This window comes from Nocardiopsis sp. NPDC049922, from assembly GCF_040660275.1.
Classification (GTDB): Bacteria; Actinomycetota; Actinomycetes; order Streptosporangiales; family Streptosporangiaceae; genus Nocardiopsis.
In genome coordinates this window covers 241006-265443 of sequence record NZ_JBFAME010000007.1, presented here as the reverse complement: position 1 = coordinate 265443, position 24438 = coordinate 241006, and the positions used below count along the sequence as shown (strand labels likewise).

The window sequence follows — 24438 nt, the reverse complement described above, 5'->3', positions numbered from 1 at the left end:
CCTCTCGGATCGGGGATAGGGATGGGCCGGGGCCCGGACCAAGGAGGGCCCGGACGCTCGGCGGTCGGGGTCAGGGGTAGGCGACGCGGTGGCACAGGGCGGGCAGCGACCCGTCGGCCAGACGGGGCAGGACCGACGGCAACTCCGCGAAACGGCTCTCCCCGGTGACGACCGCGTCGAAGGCCGGGTCGGCGAGCAGCCGCAGCGCGAGGTCCAGACGGTCGCCGTGGTCGTACCGGCCGCGCCGGGCCGGAGCCACGGACCCGACCTGGCTGGCGCGCACGGTCAGGCGGCGGGAGTGGAAGTCCCCGCCGAGCGGCACACGCACCTCGCGATCGCCGTACCAGCTCAGCTCGACCACCTCGCCCTCCGTGGCGACCAACTCCAGGGACCGCGTCAGCCCCTCCTGGCTGGCGCTGGTGTGGAAGACCAGATCGCGCTGGGGGGCCGCCGCCTCGGGCGTCGCGAACCCGACCCCCAGGCGGTCGGCGATCCCGGCGCGCGCGGGGTCCACGTCCACCAGCTGCACCCGGGTCCCGGGGACCCCCGCGGCCAACCGGGCCAGGCAGCATCCCACCATCCCCGCGCCGACCACGGTGACGCGGTCCCCGACCAGCGGCGGCGCGTCCCACAGGGCGTTCACCGCCGTCTCCACGGTTCCGGCCAGGATCGCCCGCCCGGGCGGCACGTCGTCGGGCACGCGCCGCACCGCCGTCGACGGGACCACGAACCGCGTCTGGTGCGGGTACAGGCTGAACACCACACCCGCGACCAGGTCGGCCGGGCCCTCCTCGACCACCCCGACGTTGAGGTACCCGTACTTGACCGGGCCGGGGAAGTCCCCCTCCTGGAAGGGCGCCCGCATCGCCCCGTACTGGCCGGGCGGAACCCCGCCCCGGAAGACCAGGGCCTCGGTGCCCCGGCTCACCCCCGAGTACAGCGTGCGCACCAGCACCTCGCCCTCGCCCGGCGCGGCCACGGCGACGTCGCGCACCTCGCCCAGGCCGGGTGCGGTCACCCAGAACGCGCGCGCCCGCTCACCCATACGTCCTCTCCTTCCGTCCCGCACGAGGCGGTCGCCGCACCGTCGCGGGAGTCACGTCCCCGCCGACACCGACCTCGGCGCCCGCACCGGGCAGGGCCGGGCGGCGATCCACAGCCCCAGGACGTCACGGCCGAACGACCAGACCAGCGCCGCCAGGGCCGAGGCCACCAGCACGGTCGCCGCGGCCACGGGCAGCACCCCCGCCGCCGCGATCACGAGGACCACCCCCTGCACCGCGGCCACCACCTTGCGTGCCCGGCTCGGCGGCAGCGGGCCCCGAAGCCACGGGGCCGCCCAGGCCGCCGCACCGAACGCGTACCGCATCAACCCGATCACCAGCACCCACGGCCCCAGGGCCAGAGCCACGTACGCGCTCAGCACCAGGATCAGCAGCGCGTCGGTCTCCATGTCGAACGCGGCGCCGAACCCCGACTCCGTTCCGTTCCCGCGCGCCACCGCGCCGTCGACCAGGTCGAGCGCGAGCGCCACCGCGGCCAGGGCGACCAGCGCCCACACCGCGCCGCCGTCGACGGCCAGCGCCAGCACCCCTCCGCCCAGGACCGCCCGGACCAGCGTGATCCCGTCGGCGAACCCCAGACCGCGGCGTCCGGACCGACGCGCCGACCACAGCAGCAGAACCGCGCCCGCCACCGCGTGCGCGCCTCCCGCCCACCACGCCCAGGGTTCCAACCCCACGGTCGCGGCGAGTCCGCACAGCAGCGCCGTCTGCGCCGCCAGGGCGCCCGCCACCTGGTAGCGCACCGGCTCACCCACGGTCGGGCTCCGGATCGGCCCCGCCCAGGTGCGGCAGGTCGTGCCCCATGCGGTCCCGCTTGGCGGTCAGGTAGGCGAGGTTCTCCTCGCGCGGGGCGGAGAGCAGGGGGACCCGCGCCGCCACCTTGATCCCGTGGTCCTCCAGGGCCCTCCCCTTGGCGGGGTTGTTCGACAGCAGCCGCACCGAGCGCACCGCCAGATGCCGGAGCAGCCGGGCGGCGGCCCCGTAGGAGCGGGCGTCCACGGGGAGCCCGAGCACCGTGGCCGAGTCGACCGTGTCCAGACCCTGGCCGTCCTGGACGGCGAGCGTGCGCATCTTCTCCAGCAGACCGATCCCGCGTCCCTCGTGGCCGCGCAGGTAGACGAGCACGCCCTGGCCGCGTTCGACGATCGCGTCGAGTGCCGCGTTCAGCTGGTCGCCGCACTCGCACCGCAGGGCGCCGAGGGCGTCGCCGGTGACGCACTCCGAGTGCAGCCGGACCAGGACCTCCTCACCGTCGTCGAGTGCGCCGAAGGTCAGCGCCAGGTGCTCCTGCCGGTCCACGGGGTCGCGGAAGGCCAGAGCCCGGAACGTCCCACGGTGGGTGGCCAGCTCGGACTCGGCGACGTCAGCCGGGTCAATGGTCTGCTCGTACATGATCCCCCTCGCGCAGGCGTCACAACGGGCCGGTGCCCACCCGGTCCGTAGCGAAACCTCGCCGTGTGTGGGTGTTTCGGCCGTCATCATGTGTGGATGAGGGGAAAGGAGAGAAAGTTGCGCCACGTTCCGGTCCAGGAGCGGGCGACCGGAATCCGAAGCTCGGGGGTCCCCGCTCAGGACCCGGGAAGGATGACGCGGATCTCCCCGCCCAGCGTCGCGCCACCGGCCAGCCGCAGGGTGGCGCCGCTCCAGAACCGTCCCGGGGCGTAGTAGCCGGGGCGGCGGCCGCGCGGCAGCAGCCCCATCGCCTCGTAGGTCAGGCCCATGACCTCCGCGCAGTAGGTGGTCTCCAGGTCGCGGTCGCGGGCGCGGCGGCCCAGCGGGACCCGGCCGCGGAGCCAGCGGGTGACCATCGCCGCCGACGAGGGGAAGGGGGTGCCGTTGAGCCTGGCCACGATGCGCAGCGCGGCGTCCTCCATGGCGGGGGTCGCCACGGGGTCGAGCTGCCGCAGCCAGCACTCCTGCCCGTACCGGCGGCCCCACACCAGGACGGCGTCCCGCAGGTCGTGCAGCTGCGCTCCCCGCTGGTGGGCGCCCGTCCACATGTCGACGAGCGAACGCCCGAGCTCGGCGTGCCACATCAGCGGCGGGAGGTCCTCGATCGTGAGGGTCATGCCGACGTGGTTGACCGGACTGTTCGTGCCGAACTGGATCGCCCGGTCGGCCACGCTCGTGCCACGGAACACCCACGCGTCGCCGGTCCGCGTGATGGCCAGGGCCTCGTCCAGGGACATGCTCGTTTCCGTCACATCGCTAGCCTAGGCACATGCGTTGGAGGAGAGTGCTCGGTGTGGCCGCCTTCGTCGGGGTCGCCGCCACCGGGGCGGTGATCGCCCGCGCCGAACGCAGGCGCCGTGCGTACACGCCCGACCAGGTCAGGGAGCGCCTGCGCGAGCGGGTGGCCAGGATCGAGGCCAGGGAGGAGGCGTCGCCCGCCCCGCCGCCGCGCACGTGGCGCGACCGCCTCGCCGACCGCTGGCGCGCGCTCACCCGGAGCCGCCCTCGGCCGCCCCGGTGAAACGCCGCGGAGGAAAATCCGGCGCGGTGCGATGACTTTCGGCGTGACCGGGGGTCCTACTGGTGAAGGTGTCCACACATCCACCCTGGGAGGCCCCTGATGAACCGCTCCACGACCCCGTCCGCCACGTCCGCCACGTCCGCCACTCTTGAGGTCCCCGGCGCGCGCCTGTACCACGAGGTGCGCGGACAGGGACCCCTCGTGGCGCTCGTCGGCTCCCCGATGGGCGCCGACTCCTTCGCGCCGCTCGCCGACCTGCTCGCCGCCGACCACACGGTGCTCACCACCGACCCGCGCGGGATCGGCCGCAGCCCGCTCGACGACCCCGCCCAGGACTCCACGCCCGACCTGCGCGCCGACGACCTGGCCCGCCTCATCACCCACGTGGACGCCGGGCCCGCGGTGGTCCTGGGCTCCAGCGGCGGCGCCGTCACCGTCCTGGCCCTCGCCCAGGCCCGACCGGATCTCGCGCACACCGTGATCGCCCACGAGCCGCCGCTGAACGAGCTGCTGCCGGACCGCGACCGGCTGCACGCCCGCACCGAGGAGATGATCTCCACCTACCTGTCCGGCGACGTCATCGGGGCCTGGCGCCAGTTCATGGCCAGCGCCGACATCGCCATGCCCGACGAGGCGCTCCAGCAGATGTTCGGCGGCGACCGGGACGCCCAGGAGGTCGCGGACGAACGCCGCTTCTACGGGCACGAACTGCGCGGCACCACGCACTGGCGCCCCGACCTGGACGCGCTGCGCGCGGTGTCCGCGCGCGTCGTGGTCGGGATCGGCGAGGACTCGGCCGGGGAGCTGTGCGACCGTGCGTCGAGGGTCCTGGCCGCCGGGATCGGCACCGAGCCGGTCATGTTCCCCGGCGGCCACATCGGCTTCGCCGAGGACCCCGAGGCGTTCCACGGCCGCCTGCGCGAGGTGCTCGCCCAGGCGTAGGAACGCCGTGTGGCCGGGCCGTCCGCCCGGCCACACGGGGTCAGCGGGCGGGCGCCCGGAACTCCCGGTCGGACCACGCCCGCCACAGGTCGGCGTACGGTCCGCCCGCCGCCGCGAGCTCGTCGTGCGGCCCGGACTCCACCACGCGGCCGCCGTCGAGCACCACCACCCGGTCGGCCTCGGCCGCCTGCGTCAGCCGGTGGGCCACCACCAGCCCGGTCCGGCCCTCCAGGGCCCGGGCGGCGGCCTCCTCCAGCTCGCGCGCGCCCGCGCTGCCCGCGTCCGCCGTCGCCTCGTCCAGGACCGCGATCGGGCGGTCGGCGAGCACCAACCGCGCCAGCGCGAGCTGCTGCGCCTGGGCGGCGGTCAGGGCGTTCCCGCCCGCGCCCACGACCGTCGCCCACCCGTCCGGCAGCGCCTCGACCCACGCCCGCGCCCCCACCGTCTCCAACGCGCGCAGCAGATCCTCGTCACCGGCCCCGGGGCGGGCGAGGCGCAGGTCCTCGGCGAGGGGACCGGCGAAGACGTGCACCTCCTGGCTGACCAGGGTGACCGCCTGGCGGGCGGCCACCGGGCCGGTGACCGCCAGGTCGAGGCCGCCGACCCGGAGCGTTCCCTCCGTGGCGCGGTGCACGCCCGCGACCAGCGCGGCCAGGGTGGTCTTGCCCGCGCCGCTCGCCCCGACCAACGCGACCCGTTCCCCGGGCCGCACCTCCAGGTCGACGCCCGACAGGACCGGCGCTCCCGGGCGGTAGGCGTGGCCCACCCCCGACAGCGAGAGCGAACCGTCCGGGGCGGGGAGGTCGTCGGGCTCCTCCGCCGCGGGCAGGTCGCACACCCCGATCATCCGCGCCAGGCCCGCGCGTGCCTTCTGCGCCTCGTCGGCCAGTCCCAGGACCGTGTTCACCGGGTTGAACAGGTTGTGGAGGTACAGCGCCGCGGCGGTGGCGGTCCCGATCGTGGCCGCGTCCCGGTCCACGAGCCAGAACCCGGCCACGAGCACGCCGGAGAGCCCGACGAACTCCGCCAGGTTGAGGCTGCTGAAGAACCGCGTGGCCAGGCCCGTCCCGGCCACCGCCAGGTGCGCGGCCCGCTGCGAGGACTCCGCGACACCCCGGGTGTGCTCGTCGGCCAGGCCGAACGCCCGCACCGTCCGCGCGCCGCTGATCGTGTCGAGCAGACGGTGCTGACGGGCGCCCACCGCGCGACGGTGCTCGTCGTACACCGGCGCGGCCCCTCGGCGGTAGCGGCGCAGGGCGACCACCTGGATCGGCGCCGACGCCAGCGCCGCCAGCAGGAACCGCCAGTCCAGCAGGGCCAACGCCCCCAGGGTGAGCACGATGGTGAGCACGGCCTGGGCCAGCTGGGGGAACGCGTCCCGGACGGCCCGGGTCACCATGGTGACGTCATCGGTGACCCGGGAGGTCAGGTCGCCGGACCCGGCCCGCTCCACGCGTTCCAGCGGCAGCCGCAGCGCCCGGTCGACGAACCGCTCGCGCAGGTCGGCCACCACGCCCTCGCCGAGCCGCGCCACCCCCGCGGCGCCCAGCGCGGTCCCGGCGCCGCTGACCACCGCGACGACCAGCAGCGCGGCCACCGGGGCGACCAGCGCGCCGGGACCGCGCTCCGCCACGACCACGTCGACGATGTGCCCGAGGAGCGCGGCGGTGCCCAGCCCCACGGCGGTGGCGCCGGTGAGCGCGCCCCCGGACCAGAGCGCCGTGGCCCAGCGGTCACGCAGCAGGGCTCCGACCGCGCCGCGCACGCGGGCGGCCGTCGCGGTGGGCAGCAGGTGGTCCGCGCTCACGCGAGCACCGTCCTTCGGTAGGAGTCACTGGTCCGGAGGAGGTCGGCGTGGCTTCCGCGGGCGGTCACCGTGCCGTCCTCCAGCAGCACCACCGTGTCGGCCGCGTCCAGCAGGGCGGGACTCGTCGTGACCAGGACCGTGGTCCGCCCCCGGCGCAGCGCCGCCAGCCGTCGCGCCACACGCGCCTCGGTGACCGCGTCGACGGCGGTGGTCGGGTCGTGCAGGACCAGCACCGGCGGATCGGCGGCCAGCGCCCGCGCGAGCGCGACCCGTTGGCGCTGCCCGCCCGACAGCGAACGTCCGCGTTCGGTGAGTTCGGTGGCCATGCCGTGCGGCAGCGCCGAAGCGACCTCGTCCGCGGTGGCGGCGGCCAGCGCCGCCGCCAGCGGCCCCCGCGCGGCGGCGGCCACGTTGTCGGCCAGGGACGCCTCGAACAGGGCGGCGCCGTGCTCGGCGACGAGCACCGCGCGGCGCAGGTCGGTCAGGGCGATCTCGGCGGCGTCCACCCCGTCCACCTGGACCGATCCCCGCTCGGGGGCCACGTCGCGGGACAGGCAGGCGAGCAGGTCGGAGGCGGTCGCCGGGTCGGGGGCGACCACGCCGACCAGGGTTCCGGGCGCGATGTCGGCGTCGACGCCGCGCAGGCTCCCGTGGTGGAGGTCGCGCAGCCGCAGCGCGCCGTCGGGCTCCGCGGGCAGGGTGGCGGTGCCGTCGGGAACCGCCCACGGCGCGTCGAGCACCTCGGCGATCCGACCGGCCGAGGCCCGCGCCTGGGCGAACGCGCCGTTGACGAACCCGAGCCCGCGGAAGGGGCCGTGGAGGAACTGGGCCAGCCCGACGGCGGCGACCAGACCGCCGACGCTGACCTGGCCCCGCATCGCCAGCACCGCCCCGGTCAGGGCCACGGTCGCGATGAATCCGCCGGTCAGCGCCAGCACGGTTCCGTCGTGTCCGGCCCGGGCACGGGCGGCGTGCAGCGCGGCGGCCAGGGAGGCGCGGCTGGTGGTGCGGTAGCGGTCCGCCGCGGCGGCCTCCGCGCCCAACCCCTTGACCACGCGCAGGCCCGCGACCAGGTCGGCGGCGATGCCGGAGGCCTGGGCGGCGCGCTCCTGCTCACCCTCGCTGCGGCGGGTCAGGGGTCGGCCGACCAGGTGGGTGAGGTAGAGCAGCGGCGGTGTCCCCAACAGCACCAGCAGCCCCAAGGGGACCGACACGTTCAGCAGGGCGGCGGCGCTGACCGCCAGACCCACCGCGCACGCCACCCCGAAGGGGGCCGTGCCCACGGCCGCCCCGACCCTCTCGGCGTCCCCGGAGGCGATGGCGGCCAGCGCTCCCGGCAGACGGCCGCGCTCGGCGCCGCCGCGCGCGTCCAGGACCCGCCGGGTCAGCCGGAGCCGCAGGTCATGGGCGGCCTGCTCGGAGGCGCGCTCGGCGACACGGGCGCCGAACCGGTAGCTGAACGAGAGCACGACGAAGACCACGCCGAGCACCGCCAGCCAGAGCAGCAGGGCGCGACCGGACCCGGTGGCCACGGCGACGTCGATGACCACGCCGATGACGACCGGCACCAGCGCCTCGCCCGTCTGGTGGCCCGATCCCAGCAGGGCGGCCGTGGCCACGCGGCGGCGCTGGCCCCGGAGGGCGCCGCGCAGCACGGCGCGTCCGGGCGCGCTCACGCGGCGGCCCTGGGGAACGGTGTCCGATCATCCCGTGTCCGGTGGTCGAACATCGCGGCGCGCATGGGCGTTCTCCTCGGGTCGGTTCGGCGGCGCCCAGTAAAGCAAGGCTTGCCTAACTGGGCAACTTCCGTCGGAGGTCGCCGGAGGACGTCATGGCACGGGGCCCGCCGCCCGGCCCGCCCACCCGCGAGGGCGGGCCGGACAGGTTAGGCGCCCGGGTTGTGTCCCAGGACGAGGTCGATGAGCTCCTGGCTGGGGAAGTCCATCACCACCACGCCGGTCCGGTGGGCGGCCGGGGCCCGCAGACGGTCCAACGCGTACGTGTTCACCCCGCGCAGCCCGAGCGCGCCCCACGCCACCTCGCGCGGGTTGGCCCACGGCGCCCCGCTGCCGCTCAGGTGGTTCACGTACAGGACGTCGTCCGGGCCCGAGGCGGCGGCGTCGAGGTGGGCGCGGGCGCTGTCCCACTTCTCCGGGATGTCGAAGAGGGTGGGCACCCGGTAGTCGTCCTGGACGGCCAGGGCCGGACCGTTCCACCGCACCCCGTAGTCGCGCGCGGCCGTGAAGTCCTGCACGATCACGATCCGCCCGCGCACCTCGCCCAGGTCGGGCACACGGGACCCGCCCCGCTCCGGAGGGACCCACAGGTGCGCGCCGAGCAGGTCCCGGGTGTCGGGGTTCTGGTGGATGTAGTGGTCGAGGGTCTGCTCGTAACTCCGGGTGTTGCCCTCCTCGGTGTGCTCCTTCTTCATCCGCATCAGGACGGTCTCGGCGGGGTGCGCGGCGAGGAAGGCGCAGACGTCCCGCACGACGTCGGTGAAGTTGAGGTGCAGGTACTCGGCGCCGTGGTGGATGGTGAAGGCGTTCTGGAAGTGGCGGGTGCGTACGTCCAGGAAGCGCGCACCGGAGTCGAGCTGTCCGGCGAGGGTCAGGTCCTGCGTGCGCGACCAGACGGTGCCGGTCCAGGCGCCGCTGTCGTGGGTTCCGGGCACGGACAGCGCGGTCAGGGCGACGGCGTCGGGCAGTGCACCCATCCAGTCGGTCCGAGCGGCGGCGGAGGCCGTGGCGGGTCGGGGCGCGGCGACGAGGGCGAACACGCCGGTCAGCGCGACGCCCAGCACCGCGCGGCGTCCGGGTGTGGAAGGCATGGGGGGAGTCCTTCGGGGGGTGGGGGGACGGGCGGGCCGGGCGCGGCCCGCCCCGGTCGCCGTCCACCCTGACACGGGGTCCGGCGCGTGAACACCCTCCTCAGCGCCGCGATCCCACCCGGGTCGCGGCGGTCGCACATATGTGCGGCGGCCCCCTGTCGCGGTCGCGCGGTCCGGGTTACCGTGGTTCGTATGAGCCTTGAGCTGCGGACCGACCGACTCCTCATCAGGGAGTGGGAGCTGGACGACGCGGAGGCGGCCCTGCGCGTCTACGGGGCCGAGGACGTCGCGCGCTGGCTGACACCGGCATGGCACCCGGTGGCCGACATCGACGCGATGCGTTCGGTGCTGCACGCCTGGATCGAGGCGGGTCCCAACCTGATCCCGCCAGCGGGGCGGTGGGCGATCGTGCGCGTCTCCGACGGCGAGCTGGTGGGAGGGCTGTCACTCAAGCTGCTCCCGCCCTTCGAGGAGGACTTCGAACTCACCTGGGCGATCCGCCCCGACCTGTGGGGCCAGGGGTACGCGACCGAGGCCAGCAGGGCCATCACCGACTGGGCCTTCAAACAGGGCATCGAGGAGCTCTTCGCGGTCGCGCGGCCGACGAACGAGCGCGCGATCTCCGTGGCGCGCCGACTCGGCATGGAGTGGGTGGGCGAGACCGAGAAGTACTACGGCATGCGCCTCCAGGTGTTCCGGATGCGCCCCGCCTGACCCGCGCCGGACACGGGCGGCCCGGCCGGAACCGATCCCCGGCCGGGCCGCCCGCGTGCTTCACGCCCGGGCGAACATCGGCGGGTCGAGCCGCGCGAAGCCCTCCTGCCGGTGGTACGGCGACCGGGGGTAGGGCGGCTCGCGGTGGCTCACCGCGTCCAGGCGCGCCACCTGGTCGGGGGTGAGCTCCCACCCGACCGCGCCCAGGTTGTCGCGCAGCTGGTCCTCGTCGCGCGCGCCGACGATGACGGAGGAGACCGTGGGTCGGCGCAGGAGCCAGTTGATCGCGGTCTGGGGCACCGTCCGTCCGGTCTCCTCGGCGATCTCGGACAGGACGTCGACGACGTCGAGCAGCACCTCGTCGTCCACGACCGGTCCCAGGGAGGCGGTCCGGTGCAGACGGCTGCGCTCGGGAAGCGGCGCCCCGCGACGGATCCGTCCCGTCAGGCGGCCCCAGCCCAGCGGGCTCCACACCAGGGCGCCCACCCCCTGGTCGGCGGCCAACGGCATGAGCTCCCACTCGTAGTCGCGGCCGACGAGCGAGTAGTAGACCTGGTGGGCGACGTACCGGGGCAGGTGCAGGCGGTCGGCGGCGGCCAGGGCCTTCATCAGCTGCCATCCGGCGTAGTTGGACACCCCCACGTAGCGGACCTTGCCGTCGCGTACCAGGGCGTCCAGCGCGGACAGGCTCTCCTCGACCGGGGTGGCGGCGTCGAAGCCGTGCAGCTGGAGCAGGTCGATCCGGTCGGTGTCCAGGCGGCGCAGCGCCCGTTCGGCGCCGTCGATGACGCGGGCGCGTGAGGTGCCCGCGTCCTGGGGGCCCTCGCCCACGGGCAGGCCGAGCTTGGTGGAGATGAGCGCTCGGTCGCGCCGTCCGCGCAGGGCCGCGCCCAGGGCCTCCTCGGCCGCGCCGTCGGAGTAGACGTCGGCGCTGTCGAAGAGGGTCACCCCCGCCTCCAGGGCGATGTCCACCATGCGGCGCGCCTGGCGGTGGTCGCCCGCGCCCCACTCGCCGAACAGCGGTCCCCGACCGGCGAAGGTCCCCGTGCCCAGGCTCAGTTCGGGCACGCGCAGGCCGCTGGAGCCCAGGGTTCGATACTGCATGACGATCCTCCCACTCACCACTAACGGGTCTGTAGTTCCGTTAGTATCGGACGCACGCTAGCATGGATCAGGAGCTCATGGAACAGGAGTCCCGTTAATGGCGGCGAGTGAGGAACCGGGCACCGTGCGACCCGGAGGACGGACGGCCCGCGTGCGCGCGGCCGTCCTGCGCGCGGCGGGCGACGCCCTGGCCGAGCACGGCATGGACCGCCTCGACCTGGCCGACGTGGCCCGGCGCGCCGAGGTCGGCAAGACGACCGTCTACCGCCGGTGGGGGAGCGTGCCCGCCCTGGTGACCGACCTGCTGGAGGACATGGCCGAGCAGTCCCTTCCCAGGGTGGAGACGGGGTCGCTGCTGGAGGACCTGACCGCCAACGCCCGCCTCGTGCGCGACACCCTGACCGACCCGCGCCAGGGGGCCCTGTTCCGAGCCGTGATCGCCGCCGCCACCTGCGACGACAGGACCGCCCGGGCGCTGCACCGGTTCTACGCCACCCGGATCGGGGAGTGGGCGCCCTGCGTCGAGACGGCCGTCGAACGCGGCGAGGTTCCCCCGGGCACCGACGCCCACGAGGTGATCCGGGCGGTCTCGGCGCCGCTGTACTACCGCGCGCTCATGAGCGGCGACCCGCTGGACGGGGACAGCGCGGCGCGCGCGGCCCGGGCCGCGTTCGAGGCGGCCCGGGCCGGGGTGTACGTGCGCTCGTGAGGGGTCAGCCGCCCAGGTTCCGCGCCTCGGGCAGGTCGGCGTCGCACAGGGCGCACACGAAGTGGGCGTCCTTGACGAGGTTGCGTTCCCCGCACGTCGGACAGCGCCGGAAGACGAACGGCGCTGTCAGATGACCGGGGTGGGCGAGCCCGGCTCGGTCCAGCGCCGCCGCGACGGCGGGCCAGCAGTCCGGGTCGGGACAGTACCCGGTCGACTGGTTGCTCACCCCGATCACGCGCCACTCGCCCGCGTGCCACGCGAAGCTGATCTCCCCGGCGGCCAGGACCGGTTCGCCTCCGGCACAGACCACGTGTTCCCCGCGTCGGGGCGCGACACGGAGCACGCCGTCGAGGCCGACGACGAAGGTGAACGGTTCCTCACGCTCCGCCGACTCGCGCGTGGCCAGCCACGCGCCCAGGTCGGCCGACCTCCGCACCGCGTGACCGTCCGCCCCCGGGCGGACCAGGGCGAGCAGCTCGGCGGGGCCGACGTAGGCGTAGCGGTTCCGGGCCGGGGCGGTCACCGCTCGGCGTCCCGGCAGGCCACGGACGCCAGATCGGCCTCGATCAGCGCCGCGGTCTCCACCAGGGCGGGGAGCAGACGGTGGTGGATGTCGTCGAACGAGGACCGCCCCGCCTGCGCGGACACGTTCACCGCCGCGACCACGCGGCCGGACGCGTCGCGGATGGGCGCGGCCACGGCGCGCAGCCCCTCCTCCAACTCCTGGTCCACGACCGCGTAGCCCCGCTGGCGCACGCGGTGCAGCTCGGCGCGCAGGCGGGCACGGTCGGTGATCGTGTGCCGGGTGAGCTTGGGCAGGTCGGCCCTGGCCAGGTAGGAGTTCAGGGCCTCGTCGTCGAACCCGGCGAGGATGACGCGCCCCATCGACGTCGGCGCCGCGGGGAAGCGCGTCCCCACGGTGATCGCCACCGTCATGATGCGCAGGGTGGCCACACGGGCGACGTAGACGATGTCGTCGCCGTCCAGGACCGACACGGACGCCGACTCGCGCACCCGGGCGGACAGGTCCTCCAGGTGGGGTTGGGCGACGTCGGGGAGCCCGGCCGAGCACACGTAGGCGTAGCCGAGTTCCAGGACGCGGGGGGTGAGGTAGAACAGGCGCCCGTCGGTGCGCACGTAGCCGAGGTCGACCAGCGTGAGCAGGAAGCGACGCGCGGCGGCGCGGGTCAGGTCGGTCGCACGGGCCACGTCACTCAGGGTCATGGACGGCCGTTCGGCGGAGAACACGCGGAGCACCGACAGTCCCCGCTCCAGGGACTGTACGAAGTGCGTGCCGCGGGCCGGTTCGGCTTCGGTGGACATGGGGCCTTCCTGGTCGGGACGGGGGGTGGGCGGGAGCGGGAACGCCCGTGGTCGCAGTGATGGTGTCACACCGTGCTGCATGCGTCACGCTCGCGGTGGCCCCGAGGGATCAACCGGGCGGATCGCGGGTAGGACCGGCGGCGCGAGCCGTGTCGAGAACGAAGAGGGAAGCGATGAGCGTCGACGTCCACCACATCGAGAGCGGACCGGCGGGAGCCCCGCCCCTGGTGCTCTCGGGGTCGCTCGGATCCACGCTCCGGATGTGGGACCCGCAGGTCGAGGCGCTCTCGACCGACTTCCGGGTGATCCGCTACGACCACCGCGGGCACGGCGGCACGCCCGCGCCCGCGGGTCCGTACGCGATGGCCGACCTCGGCGGGGACGTGCTGCGGCTCCTGGACCGGTTGGGCGTGGAACGCGCGCACTTCGCCGGGCTCTCGCTCGGCGGCATGGTCGGCCAGTGGCTGGGCGTCCACGCCCCCGAGCGCGTCGACCGCCTGGCCCTGCTCGCCACCTCCCCGTACATGGGGCCGCCGAGCATCTGGCGCGACCGGATCGCCGTCGTCCGCGAGCGGGGCGCGGGGGCACTCGCCGACGCGGTCGTGGAGCGGTGGTTCACCCCGGCCTACGCCAAGGAGCACCCGGAGGAGGCGGCCCGCATGCGCGACGGGATCGCCGCCACCGACCCCGAGGGGTACGCGGGCTGCTGCGCGGCGATCGAGCACCACGACGTGCGCGGCGAGCTGGACCGGATCCAGGCGCCGACCCTGGTGGTGGCGGGGGCCGACGACGCCGGGACCCCGCCGCGCGGCCACGGCGAACTCATCGCCGAACGGGTGCCGGACGCTCGGCTGGTCGTCCTCGACGACGCGGCCCACCTGCTGTCCTGGCAACGGGCGGCCAAGGTCAACACCCTGCTCGCGGAGCACTTCGCGCCGACACGGGGGTGAGCCGGGCCGACCGGGCCCCGTCGGCCTCCCCACCGCGATGACGCGTTCCGGGGTCAACGCTTGACGGCCACCCCCGCCATCTCCCACAGCTTGATCTCGGGGTCCTCCGGGCGCGTGAGCGGGGTCTGGTCCGGGTGCCGCCAGGTGGCGCAGTCGACCGTGCGCGGACCCGAGTCGCGCTCGTCCGTCCACGGGCTGACCAACTCCAACCCGGCGAAGACTGCCGCCGCCTCCGGCACGCTGCGCACCCGGCCCCAGGGGGTGCCGAAGGACCGGATCTTCGCGGTGATCCACTCGCCGGCGGCGGCGTCGTCGGTGACGCAGTGGGAGAAGATCACGTAGGACCCGGGCGCCAGGCGGTCGACGAGGACCCCCAGAGCGCCGAAGGGGTCCTCGTCGTCGGGGACGCAGTGCAACAGGGAGACCGCCATCAGGCACACCGGGAGGTCGGTGTCGATGAGCCGCCGGGTCTCGGGCGCTTCCAGGATCCGCTCGGGGGCGCGGAAGTCCTCGTGCAGGAACGCGGTCCGCCGGCCGTCGTCGATCAGGGCCCGGCCGTGCGCGGCCACGATCGGGTCGTTGTCCACGTAGACCACCCGGGCGCCGGGGTTGGCGCGCTGCGCGACGTGGTGGGTGTTCTCCGCGGTCGGCAGCCCCGCCCCCAGGTCGAGGAACTGCTCCACCCCCCGCGAGGCCACGAACTCGACCGCGCGCGTGAGGTAGGCGCGGTTGTCGTTGGCGAGGGAGAACACCTCCGGGACCCGGTCCAGAAGTACGTTGCAGGCCACCCGGTCCACCTCGAAGTTGTCCTTGCCGCCCAGCAGATAGTCGTACATCCGCGCGATGCTGGGGGTGTCCATGTCGATGTCGGGGGGGAAGCGATCGGCCATGTGCGGTCCGGGGCGCGCCGACTCCTGAGCCGGGGCGGATCCCTGCCTCCTTGCTGTGCGATGCGGGTGTGGCCGCCGGACGCGGTGCGACCGGCGGGCGTGGGCGCTCACGGGGAGCGTCCACGGCGAGGAGGCCGAACTCGGTGGTGGGCCGTCAGCGGGTGCGGGACGCGGGCCGTGTGCGCACCGGCGCGTGGGATGGCTGGCCCCACGGCGGAGTGCGCGGTCGACGGTCACCGCGGTGGAGGCGCACCCCGGTGGCCCACAGTCACCCGGTGCGGTCTCCAGAGGAATCGTAACCGCGGAACTCCGCGCCCATCGGCGTTTTCCACAGAAAGTCCCACGGGGGCTATTCGACTTTCGCGCGGGCGTCCTTCGCGCGCGTGAACAATGGCAGCTCGTCGGCGACCGATCCCGGCGCCGCCGCCCGCACGCGCGCGCCCGCGTTCTCCGGGAAGCTCGGTGCGGCGGGCGGTTCGGGCGCCGACCAGAACGCGGACGCCGAGACGGCGGCCGCCCCCCGCCCGTTCTCCGAAAGGGGGATCCATTCCCCGCCGTTCGCGCTGGCCGACGCGTTCTCCTCCCCTTCCCGATCCGGCGCCGGACCGGTTCCCCGGACGGAAAACGCCGCCACCCGGTCCACCAGGGCGCGGCGCTCACGGCCCGCCCACCGCGTCAGCGTGAACGGGTCCCGGTCGGCCTCCCGCGCCAGCGCGGCGGCCGTCGCGGACAGGTGGGAGCAGCGGCCCTCCCAGCGGTCGCACGAACACGTGGCGACCACGTCCGCCCACCCGCGCGGCACCAGGTCCAGTCCCAGGAGCTCGAACACGCGCGCCGCGGCCACCGGCAGCTCACCGGCCAGCAGCCGGGCGCGGAACACCGGCTGCGAGGCCAGCGCCGCGCACGCCCGCTCCCAGTCGCCGTCCGAGAGCACCGGCCGGATGAGGCTCGCCTCGTGGACGCCGCCACGGGCGCCGCCCACCCGGGCGAGCACCTCGCCGGGCCGCACCGACCACCGCTCCACCGCGTCCCCGGACGCGCCGACCGACGCGCCCAGGGCCGCGCCCACCAGGGCCGACCACGTCCCGCTCATCCGGCCACGGCCTCCGGCGCCAGGCGCACCACCTCGCGCAGATCCTCCACGGACAGCCCCGCCAACCACTGCTCTCCGGTGGTCACCGCGCCCTCGGCCAGCGCGCTCTTGCGTTCGATCATCTCGTCCACCCGTTCCTCCACGGTTCCCACGCACACCAGCTTGCGCACCTGCACGTCCCGTCGCTGCCCGATCCGGAACGCGCGGTCGGTGGCCTGGTTCTCCACGGCCGGGTTCCACCACCGGTCCACGTGCACCACGTGGTTGGCGGCGGTCAGGTTCAGCCCGGTCCCGGCCGCCTTGAGCGACAGCAGGAACACCATGGGGCCGGGCGTGTCCTGGAAGCGCCGCGTGAGCTCCTCCCGTTCGGCCCGCGCGGTGCCCCCGTGCAGCCACAGCACCGGAACTCCCAGACGGGAGCGCAGGTAGGGGGCCAGACGGTCGCCGAAGCGCGCGTACTGGGTGAAGCACAGCGCCTTGTCGCCCCGCGCCACGGCCTCGCCCAGGATCGCCTCCAGCCGGTCGAGCTTGCCGGAGCGTCCGGCCAGCGCCGAGCCGTCCCCCAGGAACTGGGCCGGGTGGTTGCAGATCTGCTTGAGCCGCGCCATGGTCGCCAGGACCAGACCCTTGCGCTCCCTCTCGTCCGCCTCGGACATCCGCTCGGCCATGTCGTCGGCCACCGCCTTGTACAGCGACGCCTGCTCCGGGGTGAGCGTGCACCACGTCCGCACCTCGAACTTCTCCGGCAGGTCCGCGATGATCGACCGGTCGGTCTTGAGCCGCCGCAGCACGAACGGCCGGGTCAGGCGGCGCACCAGCTCCGTCGCGGCGCCCTCGTCGCCGTCGGCGGGCTCGGCCACCGTGCGCTGGAAGTCCTGGGCCGCCCCCAGCAGCCCGGGGTTGGCGAAGTCCATGACCGACCACAGCTCGCCCAGGTTGTTCTCCACCGGCGTCCCGGTCAGGGCGATCCGCGTGGCGGCGGGCAGCGACCGCACCGCCCGCGCCTGGCGCGTGCCGTGGTTCTTGAGCGCCTGGGCCTCGTCGCACACCACCCGGTGCCAGGGCAGCCCGGCCAACTCCTCGGCGTCGCGGGTGACCACGCCGTAGGTGGTCACCACCAGGTCGCACGAGCCGACCAGCCGCGCCAGCGCGTTCCCGGCCGGCCGGTCGGGGCCGTGCTGGACGTGCACGCGCAGGTCCGGGGCGAACCGGGCGGCCTCGCGCGACCAGTTGCCCACCAACGACACCGGGCACACCAGGAGCGTCGGCCCCGGGGCCGGTCCCCGCGCGCGCTCGTCGGTGAGCAGGGCCAGCAGCTGGACGGTCTTGCCCAGCCCCATGTCGTCGGCGAGGATCGCGCCCAGGCCGAGTTCGCCGAGGAAGCGCAGCCACGACGCGCCCCGGTCCTGGTAGGGGCGCAGCGTGCCCGCGAAACCCGCCGGCGTGCCCAAGGGGCGCAGTTCGGCCGAGACACCGCCCTCCAGCAGCGCGCCGATGGGTCCCTCGGCGACCACGTCGGTGACGGGCAGGGGAGCGGCGTCCGCCACCCCGATCGCCGCGCGCAGCGCCTCGTCCACCCGCGACCACCGGCGCCCTCGGCTCCGGAGCGCCTCCAGGGCGGAGCCGACCCGTTCGGGGTCGATCTCCATCCACCTGCCGCGCACGCGCACCAGCGACCGTTTGAGCCGCGCCAGTTCCGCGAGCTCGTCCACCTCCTCCTTGGACAACGGCTCCTCGGAGCCGGGCCCGTTGACGAGCGCCTCGAAGGACACCCGCACCAGATCGTCGACGCCCACCCCGCCCCGGGCCCGGCGCGGGGCCTCCTCCACGGTCATCCGCAGGCCGAGGGCCTGGCGGCCGCTCCACTCGGGCAGGACCACGCCGAACCCGGCGGCGCCCAGCCTCGGCGCCGCCTCGGCCACGAAGGTCTCCGCCCCGGCGGTGTCCAGGAGCAGGCGGGCGGGCGCCAGGTCGCGCAGTGCCCGGTGCAGCGCGGAGTAGTGGTGGCGCGCGGCGCGGCGCAGGTCGGCCAGGGCGGTCTCGCCCACGTCGTCGGGCAGCCAGGCGGCGCCCTCGCCCAGCCACACCCGTTCCAGGGGCAGCCGCAGCCCCGGGTCGGTGTCCGACCGCACCCAGAACTCCACCGCCCAGGGGCTGTCCCGGTCGGGCTCGCGCAGCACGAACAGCAGCTGGGCCCGGCCCGGGCCGCGCACGCGCGCCCGCCACTCGCGCAGGGGCCCGCGCAGCGCCTCGGCGGCGGCCGGATCGACGCGGGGGTCCGCTCCGGTGAGCGCGGACGCCAGCCGGGCCGCCGGAGTACCGGTCGTCGACGCCGTGCCGTGCGGACGTCGGGCCAGGCGGCGGGCGACGGCGTCGGTGAGCAGCTCCAGCGGAGCGAGCACGCAGCGGCGGGCCACCGCGTCGGGGCCGTCCTCGGGCAGATGGGCGCGGGCCGCGACGGGAAGGGCGCGGGTGAGCGCCGACAGGTGCGCCTCGGCGGCCTCGACCGGGGCGGGCCGCCAGCGCGCCCGCACCGGGTCGCCGACCAGGTCGGGCAGGACGCATCCGGTGGCGACGAGACGCTCGGCGAAGTCGCGGACCGCCCCCAGGTGCGCCAGGGCCGGGCCCCGTCGGACCCGGCCGTCCCCCGGGCCCGCCAGAGCGCACAGCAGGGTCTCGGCGCGGCGCGCGTCCAGGACCAGCGCGGGGACCCGCCAGGGGAGCAGCCGCGCCGGAGCGCCGCCGGACCCGGCGGCATCGGAGCGGGCCGGCGCGCGGTCGTCGCCGGGCAGGGTGAGGGACAGTTCGTCGGCGGTGGCGTCGGCGGCCTCCTCCCCGGCCCCCAGGGACTCCAGGAGCGACCGCAACGCACCGGCCGTCAGGGCGAAGGGGTGCCGCCCCGGGCTCTCGGCGGGACCCGGACCGGGCGGGGCGGACGCGGACCGGGCCTCCTCGGCCCACACCGCCAGCGCGTCCCCGACCCACACCCCGTGCAGAACCCGCACCGCACCTCCCCGTCCGTCGTCGGCCCCCAGTATGGCCGGGGCCGACGACACGGCGGCTCACAGGCGGCTCGGCGCCTCGTTGCCGACCGCCGCGATCCCCACCCGCATGCGTGTGCGCCACAGCAGGACGGCGCCCAGGACGAAGAACACGATCAGCGAGACGATCGCCACCCGGTAGCCGCCGGTGAGGCTGACCACGACCGTGACGGCCAGCGACCCCAGGAACGTCGACCCCCGGTCGGAGATCTGGAACAGGCTGAAGTACTCCGCCTCGCGGCCCTTGGGGATCAGCTGCGAGAACATCGACCTGGCCAGCGACTGCGTGCCGCCCAGCACCAGACCGATGCCCACGCCCATGGCCACGAACAGCGGCACGTCGCCCGCGGGCAGGAAGTAGGCCAGGCCGACCAGCACGCACCAGACCGCGAGCGAACCGAGCACCGTCGCCTTGGTGCCGACCAGCCGCGCCACCCGCCCCGCCAGGAACGCGCCGGCGAAGGCGACGAACTGGATGACGAGGATCGTCGTGATCAGCGTGCTCTCGTCTAGGCGCAGGTCCTGGCTGGCGAACGGCGCGGCGTAGCGGATGGCCGCCTGGATGCCGTCGTTGAAGAAGATGAACGCGACGAGGAAGAGGATGGTGTTCGGGTACTTGCGCATGTCACGCAGCGTGTGCCCGAACTGCCGCAGGGACTGTCCCACCTTCGGCCGCCCCCGCGAGGCCAGGGCCAGCGCGCCGTAGCGGTCGCGCAGCGGTCGGACGGCGAGGACCGTGAACCCCGCCCACCACAGGCCGACCGACGCGAACGCGATCCGCACCGCGTGGTCGGTGCCGATCCCGAGGGAGTCGGCCGACAGCACCAGCCCCAGATGGACGGCCAGCAGCAGGGCGCCGCCCAGGTACCCGATCCCCCAGCCGGTGACCGACACCCGGTCGCGCTCGTCGGGGGTGGAGATCTCGGGCAGGAACGCGTTGTACACGGCGATCGAGAGCCCGTACAGGACGTTGGCCAGCACGAACAACACGGCCGCCAGGTGGTAGCCGCCGACGGCCGCGTACAGGCCCGCCGTGCACGCCGAACCGCCCACGGCGAGCCAGACCAACCACCGCCGCTTGTGCCGCGACTGGTCGACCATCGCGCCGACGACGGGCAGCAGGACGATCTGGAGGAGGATCGCCACGGTGGTCAGCGCCGGGTAGAGCGCGTTCGGGTGCAGGGTGATCGCGTCCACGCCCAGCGGCGCGATGGACAGGGACGGGTCCTGGCACGCCTCCGCGTCGGGCGCGCCGGCCGAGACGCACGCCAGGTTGCTCATGTACGGGCCGATGAGCACGGTCACCACCGACGTGATGAACACCGAGTTGGCCCAGTCGTAGACGTACCATCCGCGCTGCTCGCGCCTGCGCTGTACGGGATCGGGGGAGGGGGAGCCGGTGGTCGTCGGCTCCGGGGCGTTGACCATGGGGGACGCTATCCGTTCTTCGGGGTTCTGTCGGCGGCGCGGGCGCCGTCGGGCCACCGGCCGCGCTGGGTGAGCACCCGCTTGAGGCCGACGGTGTTGTCGGTGACGATCCCGTCCACACCGGCGTTGAGCAGGCGCTCCATGACGTCGGTGTCGTTGACCGTCCACACGTGCACCTGGAGGCCGAGGCGGTGGGCGGTGTGGATCAGGTCGCGGCTCAGCACGGGGAAGGAGCCCTGCCACAGGGGGATCTGCGCGCACACCGGGACCCGACTGGCCAGCGCGCGCAGCAGCGGCGACAGGGAGGCCACGCGCAGCCGGGCGACGTCGACCGGGCCGCAGGAGGTGGCGACGGGGCGGTCGAGGAGGCGGCGTGCCCGGTCCAGACGGAGCTGGTCGAAGGAGCCGACGCACACGCGGTCCCAGGCGTTGGTGCGGCGCAGCACGTCGCGCAGGGCGGGGACGGCGGCGTCCGACTTCAGGTCGATGTTGAACCGCGCCTCCGGCCAGGTTCCCAACAGGTCCTCCAGCACCGGCACCGGCTCACGTCCGGCCACCCGGGCCCGTGCCACCTCGCGGTAGGGCAGGTCGCCGATGGCGCCGCTCATGTCCGTGGTGCGGTCCAGCGTGCGGTCGTGGAAGGCCATGAGGACGCCGTCGCCGGTGGCGTGCACGTCCGTCTCCAGGTAGGTGTACCCGAGGTCCACGGCGTGCTGGAAGGCCACGGCGGTGTTCTCCAGCTCGGTGCGCCGGACGCCCTGGTCGTCGGTGATCCACCCGCCCCGGTGCGCGAGGGCCAACGGGGCGGGGGAGGAAAGGTACGCGTTGGTCACCCTGGTCAGTATGCCGCGTGCGCGGGCCGGGCGGTTCCCCGGTCGGATGGCGTCGTGGCCAAGAAACCTGGAATTCCCGGTGGCCGGTCGGCGGCGTTCGGCCCTCTGTGTCCGGTGAAGGCGCACGACCACTCCTCGGAAGGGACCCCCTCCATGGCCCACGCCGCCCGACGCCCGCTGTGCCCGCGCCCCGCCTGCGACCACGGCCGCGCCCCGACGCACCGGCCTGCCGCCACCCCCGCCAGGACCCCGCTCCGCCGCCCGCGCCGGGGGCGGTGCGGCGCCCCGCTCCAGGGCCACCGGACCCCGGACGACGTGCACCGGCTGGCCCAGCGGATGGCGGAGGTCCTGGTGGGCCGCCGCGCGCCGGAGGTGATGCGCGACCAGCTGGCCGTCCCGGTCCGCGAGGAGCTGCGCCGGTTGCGGGCCAGCGTGCCGTGCGGCATCGCGCCCAGGCTGGGGCGCGTGTTCCACCAGGCGCTTCCGCCCGGGTCCCTGGAGGTCAGCGCCGTGATCGCCTGCGACCACCGCGCGCGGGCGTTCGCCTTCCGGGCCCGCCGTGCGGGGGACCGGTGGGTGTGCACGCACCTGGAGACCGACCGCCTGCACGGTTCGCTGGCCCGGTCCCGGCAGAGCCCGCGGTGAGCGGCGGTCGCGCGGCGGCCGTGCGGCGGCTGGTACGCGGTGCCGCACCGGCGGCGTCCACGCGCGGATCGGTGGCCCTTATGTCCTGGATTTCCCGGGGGAGGCGCGGATAGGGTCCCCGTGGGTCGGTTCCTCCCGGATCGGAGGGGACCGGCCCGTCCGGATGGCGGTCCCGTCCCACCCGCTCGGGATACGACCACCCCTCCGTCGTGCCAGCCACACGGCGTCCCCGGACAACGGACCCCCGCCAAGGAAAAGGAGGGGCCGCCCGGCTCACCCCCGTGCCGGGATGGCCGAGATCGGCGTATGCGACCTTCTGACATCGTCCACCTGCACAGCATCAGCGCCCCCACGCTCTCGCCGGACGGCACCCGCGCCGTCTTCTCCGTGATCCGCCCGGATCTGGAGGAGGACGCCTACACCGGCGCCCTGTGGTCGGTGCCCACCGACGGCTCCGCACCGCCCCGCCAGCTCACCCGCGGCACCCGGGACGACGCGCCCGTCTGGTCGCCCGACGGCGGGTGGATCGCCTTCCTCCGCCCGGACGACGCCAAGAAGGCCCAGCTCCACGTGCTGCCCGCCGACGGCGGCGAGCCCTGGAAGGTGACCGACCACCCGCTCGGCGTCGCGGGCGCCCGCTGGAGCCCGGACTCCACCCGTCTCGCCTACACCGCGCGCGTCCCCGAACCCGGGCGCTACGTCGGCGTCGAACCCGCCAAGGAGCCGCCCCGCAGGATCACCGAGCTCAGGTACCGCGAGGACGGCCTCGGCTTCACCAACGACCGCCGCCCCCAGGTGTTCGTCACCGCTCCGATCGACCCCTGCGGCGAGCCGGGCGAGCCGGTCCAGGTCACCGACGCCGACGCCGACCACGGCGCCCCCGCGTGGAGCCCGGACGGCTCCCTGCTGGCCTTCGTCGCCGCCCGCCACGCCACCCGCGACACCGACCTGGCCGAGGACGTGTGGGTGTGCGCCCCCGAGGCGGGCGCCGAGCCGCGCCGCGTCACCGCGGGCGACCTCACCGCCGAGGCCCCCCGCTTCTCCGCCGACGGGACCACGGTCTACTTCCTCGCCGACGAACTCGGCCCGGACCTGAACGACTTCGTCGGACGGACCACGGGCGTGTGGTCGGCCCCGGCGGACGGCTCGGCCGCACCCACCCGGCTGACCCCGCAGGAAGGCCCGCGTGCGACCGGTGAGGTCCTGGTGACCGCCGAGGGCCTGGTGACCCGGATCGAGAACCGGGGGGCGGTGCACCTGGTGCGGGTGCCCTTCGCGGGCGGCGAGCCGACCACGCTGGTCGGCGGCCCGGTGCAGACCCAGTCCTTCGACCACCGGGGCGGGGCGACCGTCGCCGTGGTCGCCGACGGCGCGGGCGGCGGCGAGCTCGTGCGCGTGACCGAGGACGGCGAACAGGACCTGACCTCCTTCGCCGAGGGGCTGGACCCGCGCCCGATGACGGAGCTGACCGCCCGTACCGCCGACGGCTACCCCGTGCACGGCTGGGTGACCCTGCCGGAGGGGGAGGGGCCGCACCCGGTCGTGCTCATGATCCACGGCGGCCCGTTCACGCAGTACGGCTGGCAGCTCTTCGACGAGACCCAGGTCTACGTCGAGGCCGGGTACGCGGTGGTCATGTGCAACCCGCGCGGCTCGTCGGGCTACGGGCACGAGCACGGCCGCGCGATCATCGGCTCGGTCGGCGCGGTCACCGCCACGGACGTCCTCGCCTTCCTCGACGAGGCCCTGCGCGACGAACGCCTGGACGCCTCGCGGGTGGGCGTCATGGGCGGATCGCACGGCGGCTTCATGACGACCTGGATCGCCGCGCACCACGGCGACCGGTTCCGGGCGGCGATCACCGAACGCGCGGTCAACGCCATCGAGAGCTTCCACGGCTCGTCCGACATCGGCTTCCTCTTCCCCGGCCCCCTGTACGGCCCGGCGCAGACGTGGGCGAAGGAGAGCCCGCTCACCTACGCCGACCAGATCGACATCCCGGTCCTGATCATCCACTCGGAGGAGGACTGGCGCTGCCCCGTGGAGCAGGCGCAGCGCCTGTTCGTGTCGCTGCGCACGCGCGGGCACGAGGCCGAGATGCTGCTGTTCCCGGGCGAGGGCCACGAACTGTCGCGCTCGGGGCTGCCCAGCCACCGGGTCGCCCGCTTCGAGGCCGTCCTCGACTGGTGGTCCCGGCACCTGTGAGCCGGTCGGCGGGGTCGGGGCGCGCCGCCCCGACCCCTTCCCCGTGTCGCTGTGACGTATCGCACAGAACCGGGCCGCCGGTTCGGGCTGTCTCAGGCCCCGCGTCACGCCGAGGCGTCGCGGATGCTCCCACACCACCGGCGATCCGGTCGCCGAAGCGACAACCGCGCAGGTCAAGTGGGTTGCCCAAGGGAAGGTAACGAACGGGTAGCGAATCAGTCGGCGATGGTTTAGTGTTCCCACCAAGCCGGAACGCCCGAGTGATCCCCACAAGGGGGACAGTGTCCGGTTTCCGTCGTGCTCTGCTCGCCCGCAACCCTCGTTCCCACGAGCAGAGGCCGCCGCATCAGCCCGGCCCACCTCCCACGGCCCTTCGCGCCGCCGCCGGAT

General features: G+C 74.9%; 22 protein-coding genes. 7 read left to right on the top strand and 15 right to left on the bottom strand.

The genetic code is table 11. From position 1 onward, the window contains the following. Window positions 1-70: 70 nt before the first annotated feature. From AB0I72_RS15795 to AB0I72_RS15780, 4 genes are all read right to left on the bottom strand, one after another. On the bottom strand, window positions 71-1045 hold the full coding sequence (locus AB0I72_RS15795) for a zinc-binding alcohol dehydrogenase (protein ID WP_358568307.1): 975 nt from the start codon (window positions 1043-1045) through the stop codon (window positions 71-73). 51 nt (window positions 1046-1096) lie between these two features. Then, entirely contained in the window at window positions 1097-1819 is a 723-nt protein-coding gene (locus tag AB0I72_RS15790) for a CDP-alcohol phosphatidyltransferase family protein (RefSeq protein ID WP_358568304.1), read from the bottom strand. Beyond that, entirely contained in the window at window positions 1812-2456 is a 645-nt protein-coding gene (locus tag AB0I72_RS15785; RefSeq protein ID WP_358568301.1) for a GTP cyclohydrolase II, read from the bottom strand. Before AB0I72_RS15785 ends, AB0I72_RS15790 begins: the two co-directional genes overlap by 8 nt. 176 nt (window positions 2457-2632) lie before the next feature. Further along, window positions 2633-3253: a hypothetical protein gene (locus AB0I72_RS15780; protein ID WP_358568470.1), complete on the bottom strand. Its 621-nt coding sequence runs from the start codon at window positions 3251-3253 to the stop codon at window positions 2633-2635. A 32-nt stretch (window positions 3254-3285) separates the two neighbouring features. Between AB0I72_RS15780 and AB0I72_RS15775 the strand changes: the two genes are divergently transcribed. Together AB0I72_RS15775 and AB0I72_RS15770 are read left to right on the top strand one after the other, a co-directional pair. After that, window positions 3286-3537 carry a hypothetical protein gene (locus AB0I72_RS15775; RefSeq protein WP_358568298.1) on the top strand — a complete coding sequence of 84 codons (252 nt, stop codon included), beginning with the start codon at window positions 3286-3288 and terminating at the stop codon, window positions 3535-3537. Window positions 3538-3636: 99 nt separating this feature from the next. After that, window positions 3637-4479 (top strand): alpha/beta hydrolase, encoded by an 843-nt coding sequence (locus AB0I72_RS15770; RefSeq protein ID WP_358568295.1) that lies wholly within the window; start codon window positions 3637-3639, stop codon window positions 4477-4479. A 40-nt stretch (window positions 4480-4519) separates the two neighbouring features. Here AB0I72_RS15770 and AB0I72_RS15765 read toward each other — a convergent pair whose 3' ends face one another. From AB0I72_RS15765 to AB0I72_RS15755, 3 genes are all read right to left on the bottom strand, one after another. Then, window positions 4520-6286 carry an ABC transporter ATP-binding protein gene (locus AB0I72_RS15765; protein ID WP_358568292.1) on the bottom strand — a complete coding sequence of 589 codons (1767 nt, stop codon included), beginning with the start codon at window positions 6284-6286 and terminating at the stop codon, window positions 4520-4522. Continuing rightward, complete coding sequence (locus AB0I72_RS15760) at window positions 6283-7962, bottom strand: ABC transporter ATP-binding protein (protein ID WP_358568289.1); 1680 nt, start codon at window positions 7960-7962, stop codon at window positions 6283-6285. Before AB0I72_RS15760 ends, AB0I72_RS15765 begins: the two co-directional genes overlap by 4 nt. Window positions 7963-8171: 209 nt before the next feature. Then, entirely contained in the window at window positions 8172-9113 is a 942-nt protein-coding gene (locus AB0I72_RS15755; protein WP_358568286.1) for a phosphatidylinositol-specific phospholipase C, read from the bottom strand. Between the two features lie 192 nt (window positions 9114-9305). Between AB0I72_RS15755 and AB0I72_RS15750 the strand changes: the two genes are divergently transcribed. After that, complete coding sequence (locus AB0I72_RS15750; protein ID WP_358568283.1) at window positions 9306-9827, top strand: GNAT family N-acetyltransferase; 522 nt, start codon at window positions 9306-9308, stop codon at window positions 9825-9827. A 60-nt stretch (window positions 9828-9887) separates the two neighbouring features. Here the strand turns inward: AB0I72_RS15750 and AB0I72_RS15745 are convergent, their stop codons facing one another. Continuing rightward, window positions 9888-10931: an aldo/keto reductase gene (locus tag AB0I72_RS15745; protein ID WP_358568281.1), complete on the bottom strand. Its 1044-nt coding sequence runs from the start codon at window positions 10929-10931 to the stop codon at window positions 9888-9890. A 97-nt stretch (window positions 10932-11028) separates the two neighbouring features. On the opposite strand from AB0I72_RS15745, the gene AB0I72_RS15740 reads away from it, so the two are divergent. Beyond that, window positions 11029-11640, top strand: a complete 612-nt coding sequence (locus AB0I72_RS15740) for a TetR/AcrR family transcriptional regulator (RefSeq protein WP_358568278.1) — start codon at window positions 11029-11031, stop codon at window positions 11638-11640. Between the two features lie 4 nt (window positions 11641-11644). Here AB0I72_RS15740 and AB0I72_RS15735 read toward each other — a convergent pair whose 3' ends face one another. Together AB0I72_RS15735 and AB0I72_RS15730 are read right to left on the bottom strand one after the other, a co-directional pair. Next, window positions 11645-12163 (bottom strand): hypothetical protein, encoded by a 519-nt coding sequence (locus tag AB0I72_RS15735; protein ID WP_358568275.1) that lies wholly within the window; start codon window positions 12161-12163, stop codon window positions 11645-11647. After that, window positions 12160-12963 (bottom strand): IclR family transcriptional regulator C-terminal domain-containing protein, encoded by an 804-nt coding sequence (locus AB0I72_RS15730; RefSeq protein WP_358568273.1) that lies wholly within the window; start codon window positions 12961-12963, stop codon window positions 12160-12162. The genes AB0I72_RS15735 and AB0I72_RS15730 overlap by 4 nt, the downstream gene beginning before the upstream one ends. Before the next feature lie 173 nt (window positions 12964-13136). On the opposite strand from AB0I72_RS15730, the gene pcaD reads away from it, so the two are divergent. Next, entirely contained in the window at window positions 13137-13913 is a 777-nt protein-coding gene (gene pcaD, locus AB0I72_RS15725; RefSeq protein ID WP_358568270.1) for a 3-oxoadipate enol-lactonase, read from the top strand. 53 nt (window positions 13914-13966) lie between these two features. Here pcaD and AB0I72_RS15720 read toward each other — a convergent pair whose 3' ends face one another. The 5 genes from AB0I72_RS15720 to AB0I72_RS15700 all read right to left on the bottom strand — a co-directional run bounded on the left by AB0I72_RS15720 (window position 13967) and on the right by AB0I72_RS15700 (window position 21198). After that, on the bottom strand, window positions 13967-14803 hold the full coding sequence (locus tag AB0I72_RS15720; protein ID WP_358568267.1) for an SAM-dependent methyltransferase: 837 nt from the start codon (window positions 14801-14803) through the stop codon (window positions 13967-13969). 349 nt (window positions 14804-15152) lie between these two features. Beyond that, window positions 15153-15896 carry a hypothetical protein gene (locus AB0I72_RS15715; RefSeq protein ID WP_358568264.1) on the bottom strand — a complete coding sequence of 248 codons (744 nt, stop codon included), beginning with the start codon at window positions 15894-15896 and terminating at the stop codon, window positions 15153-15155. Further along, window positions 15893-18901 carry a DEAD/DEAH box helicase gene (locus AB0I72_RS15710; RefSeq protein ID WP_358568261.1) on the bottom strand — a complete coding sequence of 1003 codons (3009 nt, stop codon included), beginning with the start codon at window positions 18899-18901 and terminating at the stop codon, window positions 15893-15895. Before AB0I72_RS15710 ends, AB0I72_RS15715 begins: the two co-directional genes overlap by 4 nt. A gap of 57 nt (window positions 18902-18958) precedes the next feature. After that, entirely contained in the window at window positions 18959-20365 is a 1407-nt protein-coding gene (locus AB0I72_RS15705; RefSeq protein ID WP_358568258.1) for an MFS transporter, read from the bottom strand. A gap of 8 nt (window positions 20366-20373) precedes the next feature. Next, window positions 20374-21198, bottom strand: coding sequence for a glycerophosphodiester phosphodiesterase family protein (locus AB0I72_RS15700; RefSeq protein WP_358568255.1), 825 nt, complete (start codon window positions 21196-21198; stop codon window positions 20374-20376). A 153-nt stretch (window positions 21199-21351) separates the two neighbouring features. Between AB0I72_RS15700 and AB0I72_RS15695 the strand changes: the two genes are divergently transcribed. Both AB0I72_RS15695 and AB0I72_RS15690 read left to right on the top strand, forming a co-directional pair. Continuing rightward, window positions 21352-21843 (top strand): Rv3235 family protein, encoded by a 492-nt coding sequence (locus tag AB0I72_RS15695; protein ID WP_358568252.1) that lies wholly within the window; start codon window positions 21352-21354, stop codon window positions 21841-21843. Window positions 21844-22149: 306 nt separating this feature from the next. Next, a complete protein-coding gene (locus AB0I72_RS15690) occupies window positions 22150-24048 on the top strand; it encodes a S9 family peptidase (RefSeq protein WP_358568249.1) in 1899 nt (632 codons plus the stop codon). Window positions 24049-24438: the final 390 nt, after the last annotated feature.

Bases quoted from the DNA above. Each gene is read 5' to 3' on its own strand.
- AB0I72_RS15795 (WP_358568307.1), bottom strand. From the start codon at position 1,045: ATGGGTGAGCGGGCGCGCGCGTTCTGGGTGACCGCACCCGGCCTGGGC.
- AB0I72_RS15785 (WP_358568301.1), bottom strand. From the start codon at position 2,456: ATGTACGAGCAGACCATTGACCCGGCTGACGTCGCCGAGTCCGAGCTG.
- AB0I72_RS15780 (WP_358568470.1), bottom strand. From the start codon at position 3,253: ATGTCCCTGGACGAGGCCCTGGCCATCACGCGGACCGGCGACGCGTGG.
- AB0I72_RS15775 (WP_358568298.1), top strand. From the start codon at position 3,286: ATGCGTTGGAGGAGAGTGCTCGGTGTGGCCGCCTTCGTCGGGGTCGCC.
- AB0I72_RS15770 (WP_358568295.1), top strand. From the start codon at position 3,637: ATGAACCGCTCCACGACCCCGTCCGCCACGTCCGCCACGTCCGCCACT.
- AB0I72_RS15755 (WP_358568286.1), bottom strand. From the start codon at position 9,113: ATGCCTTCCACACCCGGACGCCGCGCGGTGCTGGGCGTCGCGCTGACC.
- AB0I72_RS15750 (WP_358568283.1), top strand. From the start codon at position 9,306: ATGAGCCTTGAGCTGCGGACCGACCGACTCCTCATCAGGGAGTGGGAG.
- AB0I72_RS15745 (WP_358568281.1), bottom strand. From the start codon at position 10,931: ATGCAGTATCGAACCCTGGGCTCCAGCGGCCTGCGCGTGCCCGAACTG.
- AB0I72_RS15740 (WP_358568278.1), top strand. From the start codon at position 11,029: ATGGCGGCGAGTGAGGAACCGGGCACCGTGCGACCCGGAGGACGGACG.
- AB0I72_RS15730 (WP_358568273.1), bottom strand. From the start codon at position 12,963: ATGTCCACCGAAGCCGAACCGGCCCGCGGCACGCACTTCGTACAGTCC.
- pcaD (WP_358568270.1), top strand. From the start codon at position 13,137: ATGAGCGTCGACGTCCACCACATCGAGAGCGGACCGGCGGGAGCCCCG.
- AB0I72_RS15720 (WP_358568267.1), bottom strand. From the start codon at position 14,803: ATGGCCGATCGCTTCCCCCCCGACATCGACATGGACACCCCCAGCATC.
- AB0I72_RS15715 (WP_358568264.1), bottom strand. From the start codon at position 15,896: ATGAGCGGGACGTGGTCGGCCCTGGTGGGCGCGGCCCTGGGCGCGTCG.
- AB0I72_RS15705 (WP_358568258.1), bottom strand. From the start codon at position 20,365: ATGGTCAACGCCCCGGAGCCGACGACCACCGGCTCCCCCTCCCCCGAT.
- AB0I72_RS15695 (WP_358568252.1), top strand. From the start codon at position 21,352: ATGGCCCACGCCGCCCGACGCCCGCTGTGCCCGCGCCCCGCCTGCGAC.
- AB0I72_RS15690 (WP_358568249.1), top strand. From the start codon at position 22,150: ATGCGACCTTCTGACATCGTCCACCTGCACAGCATCAGCGCCCCCACG.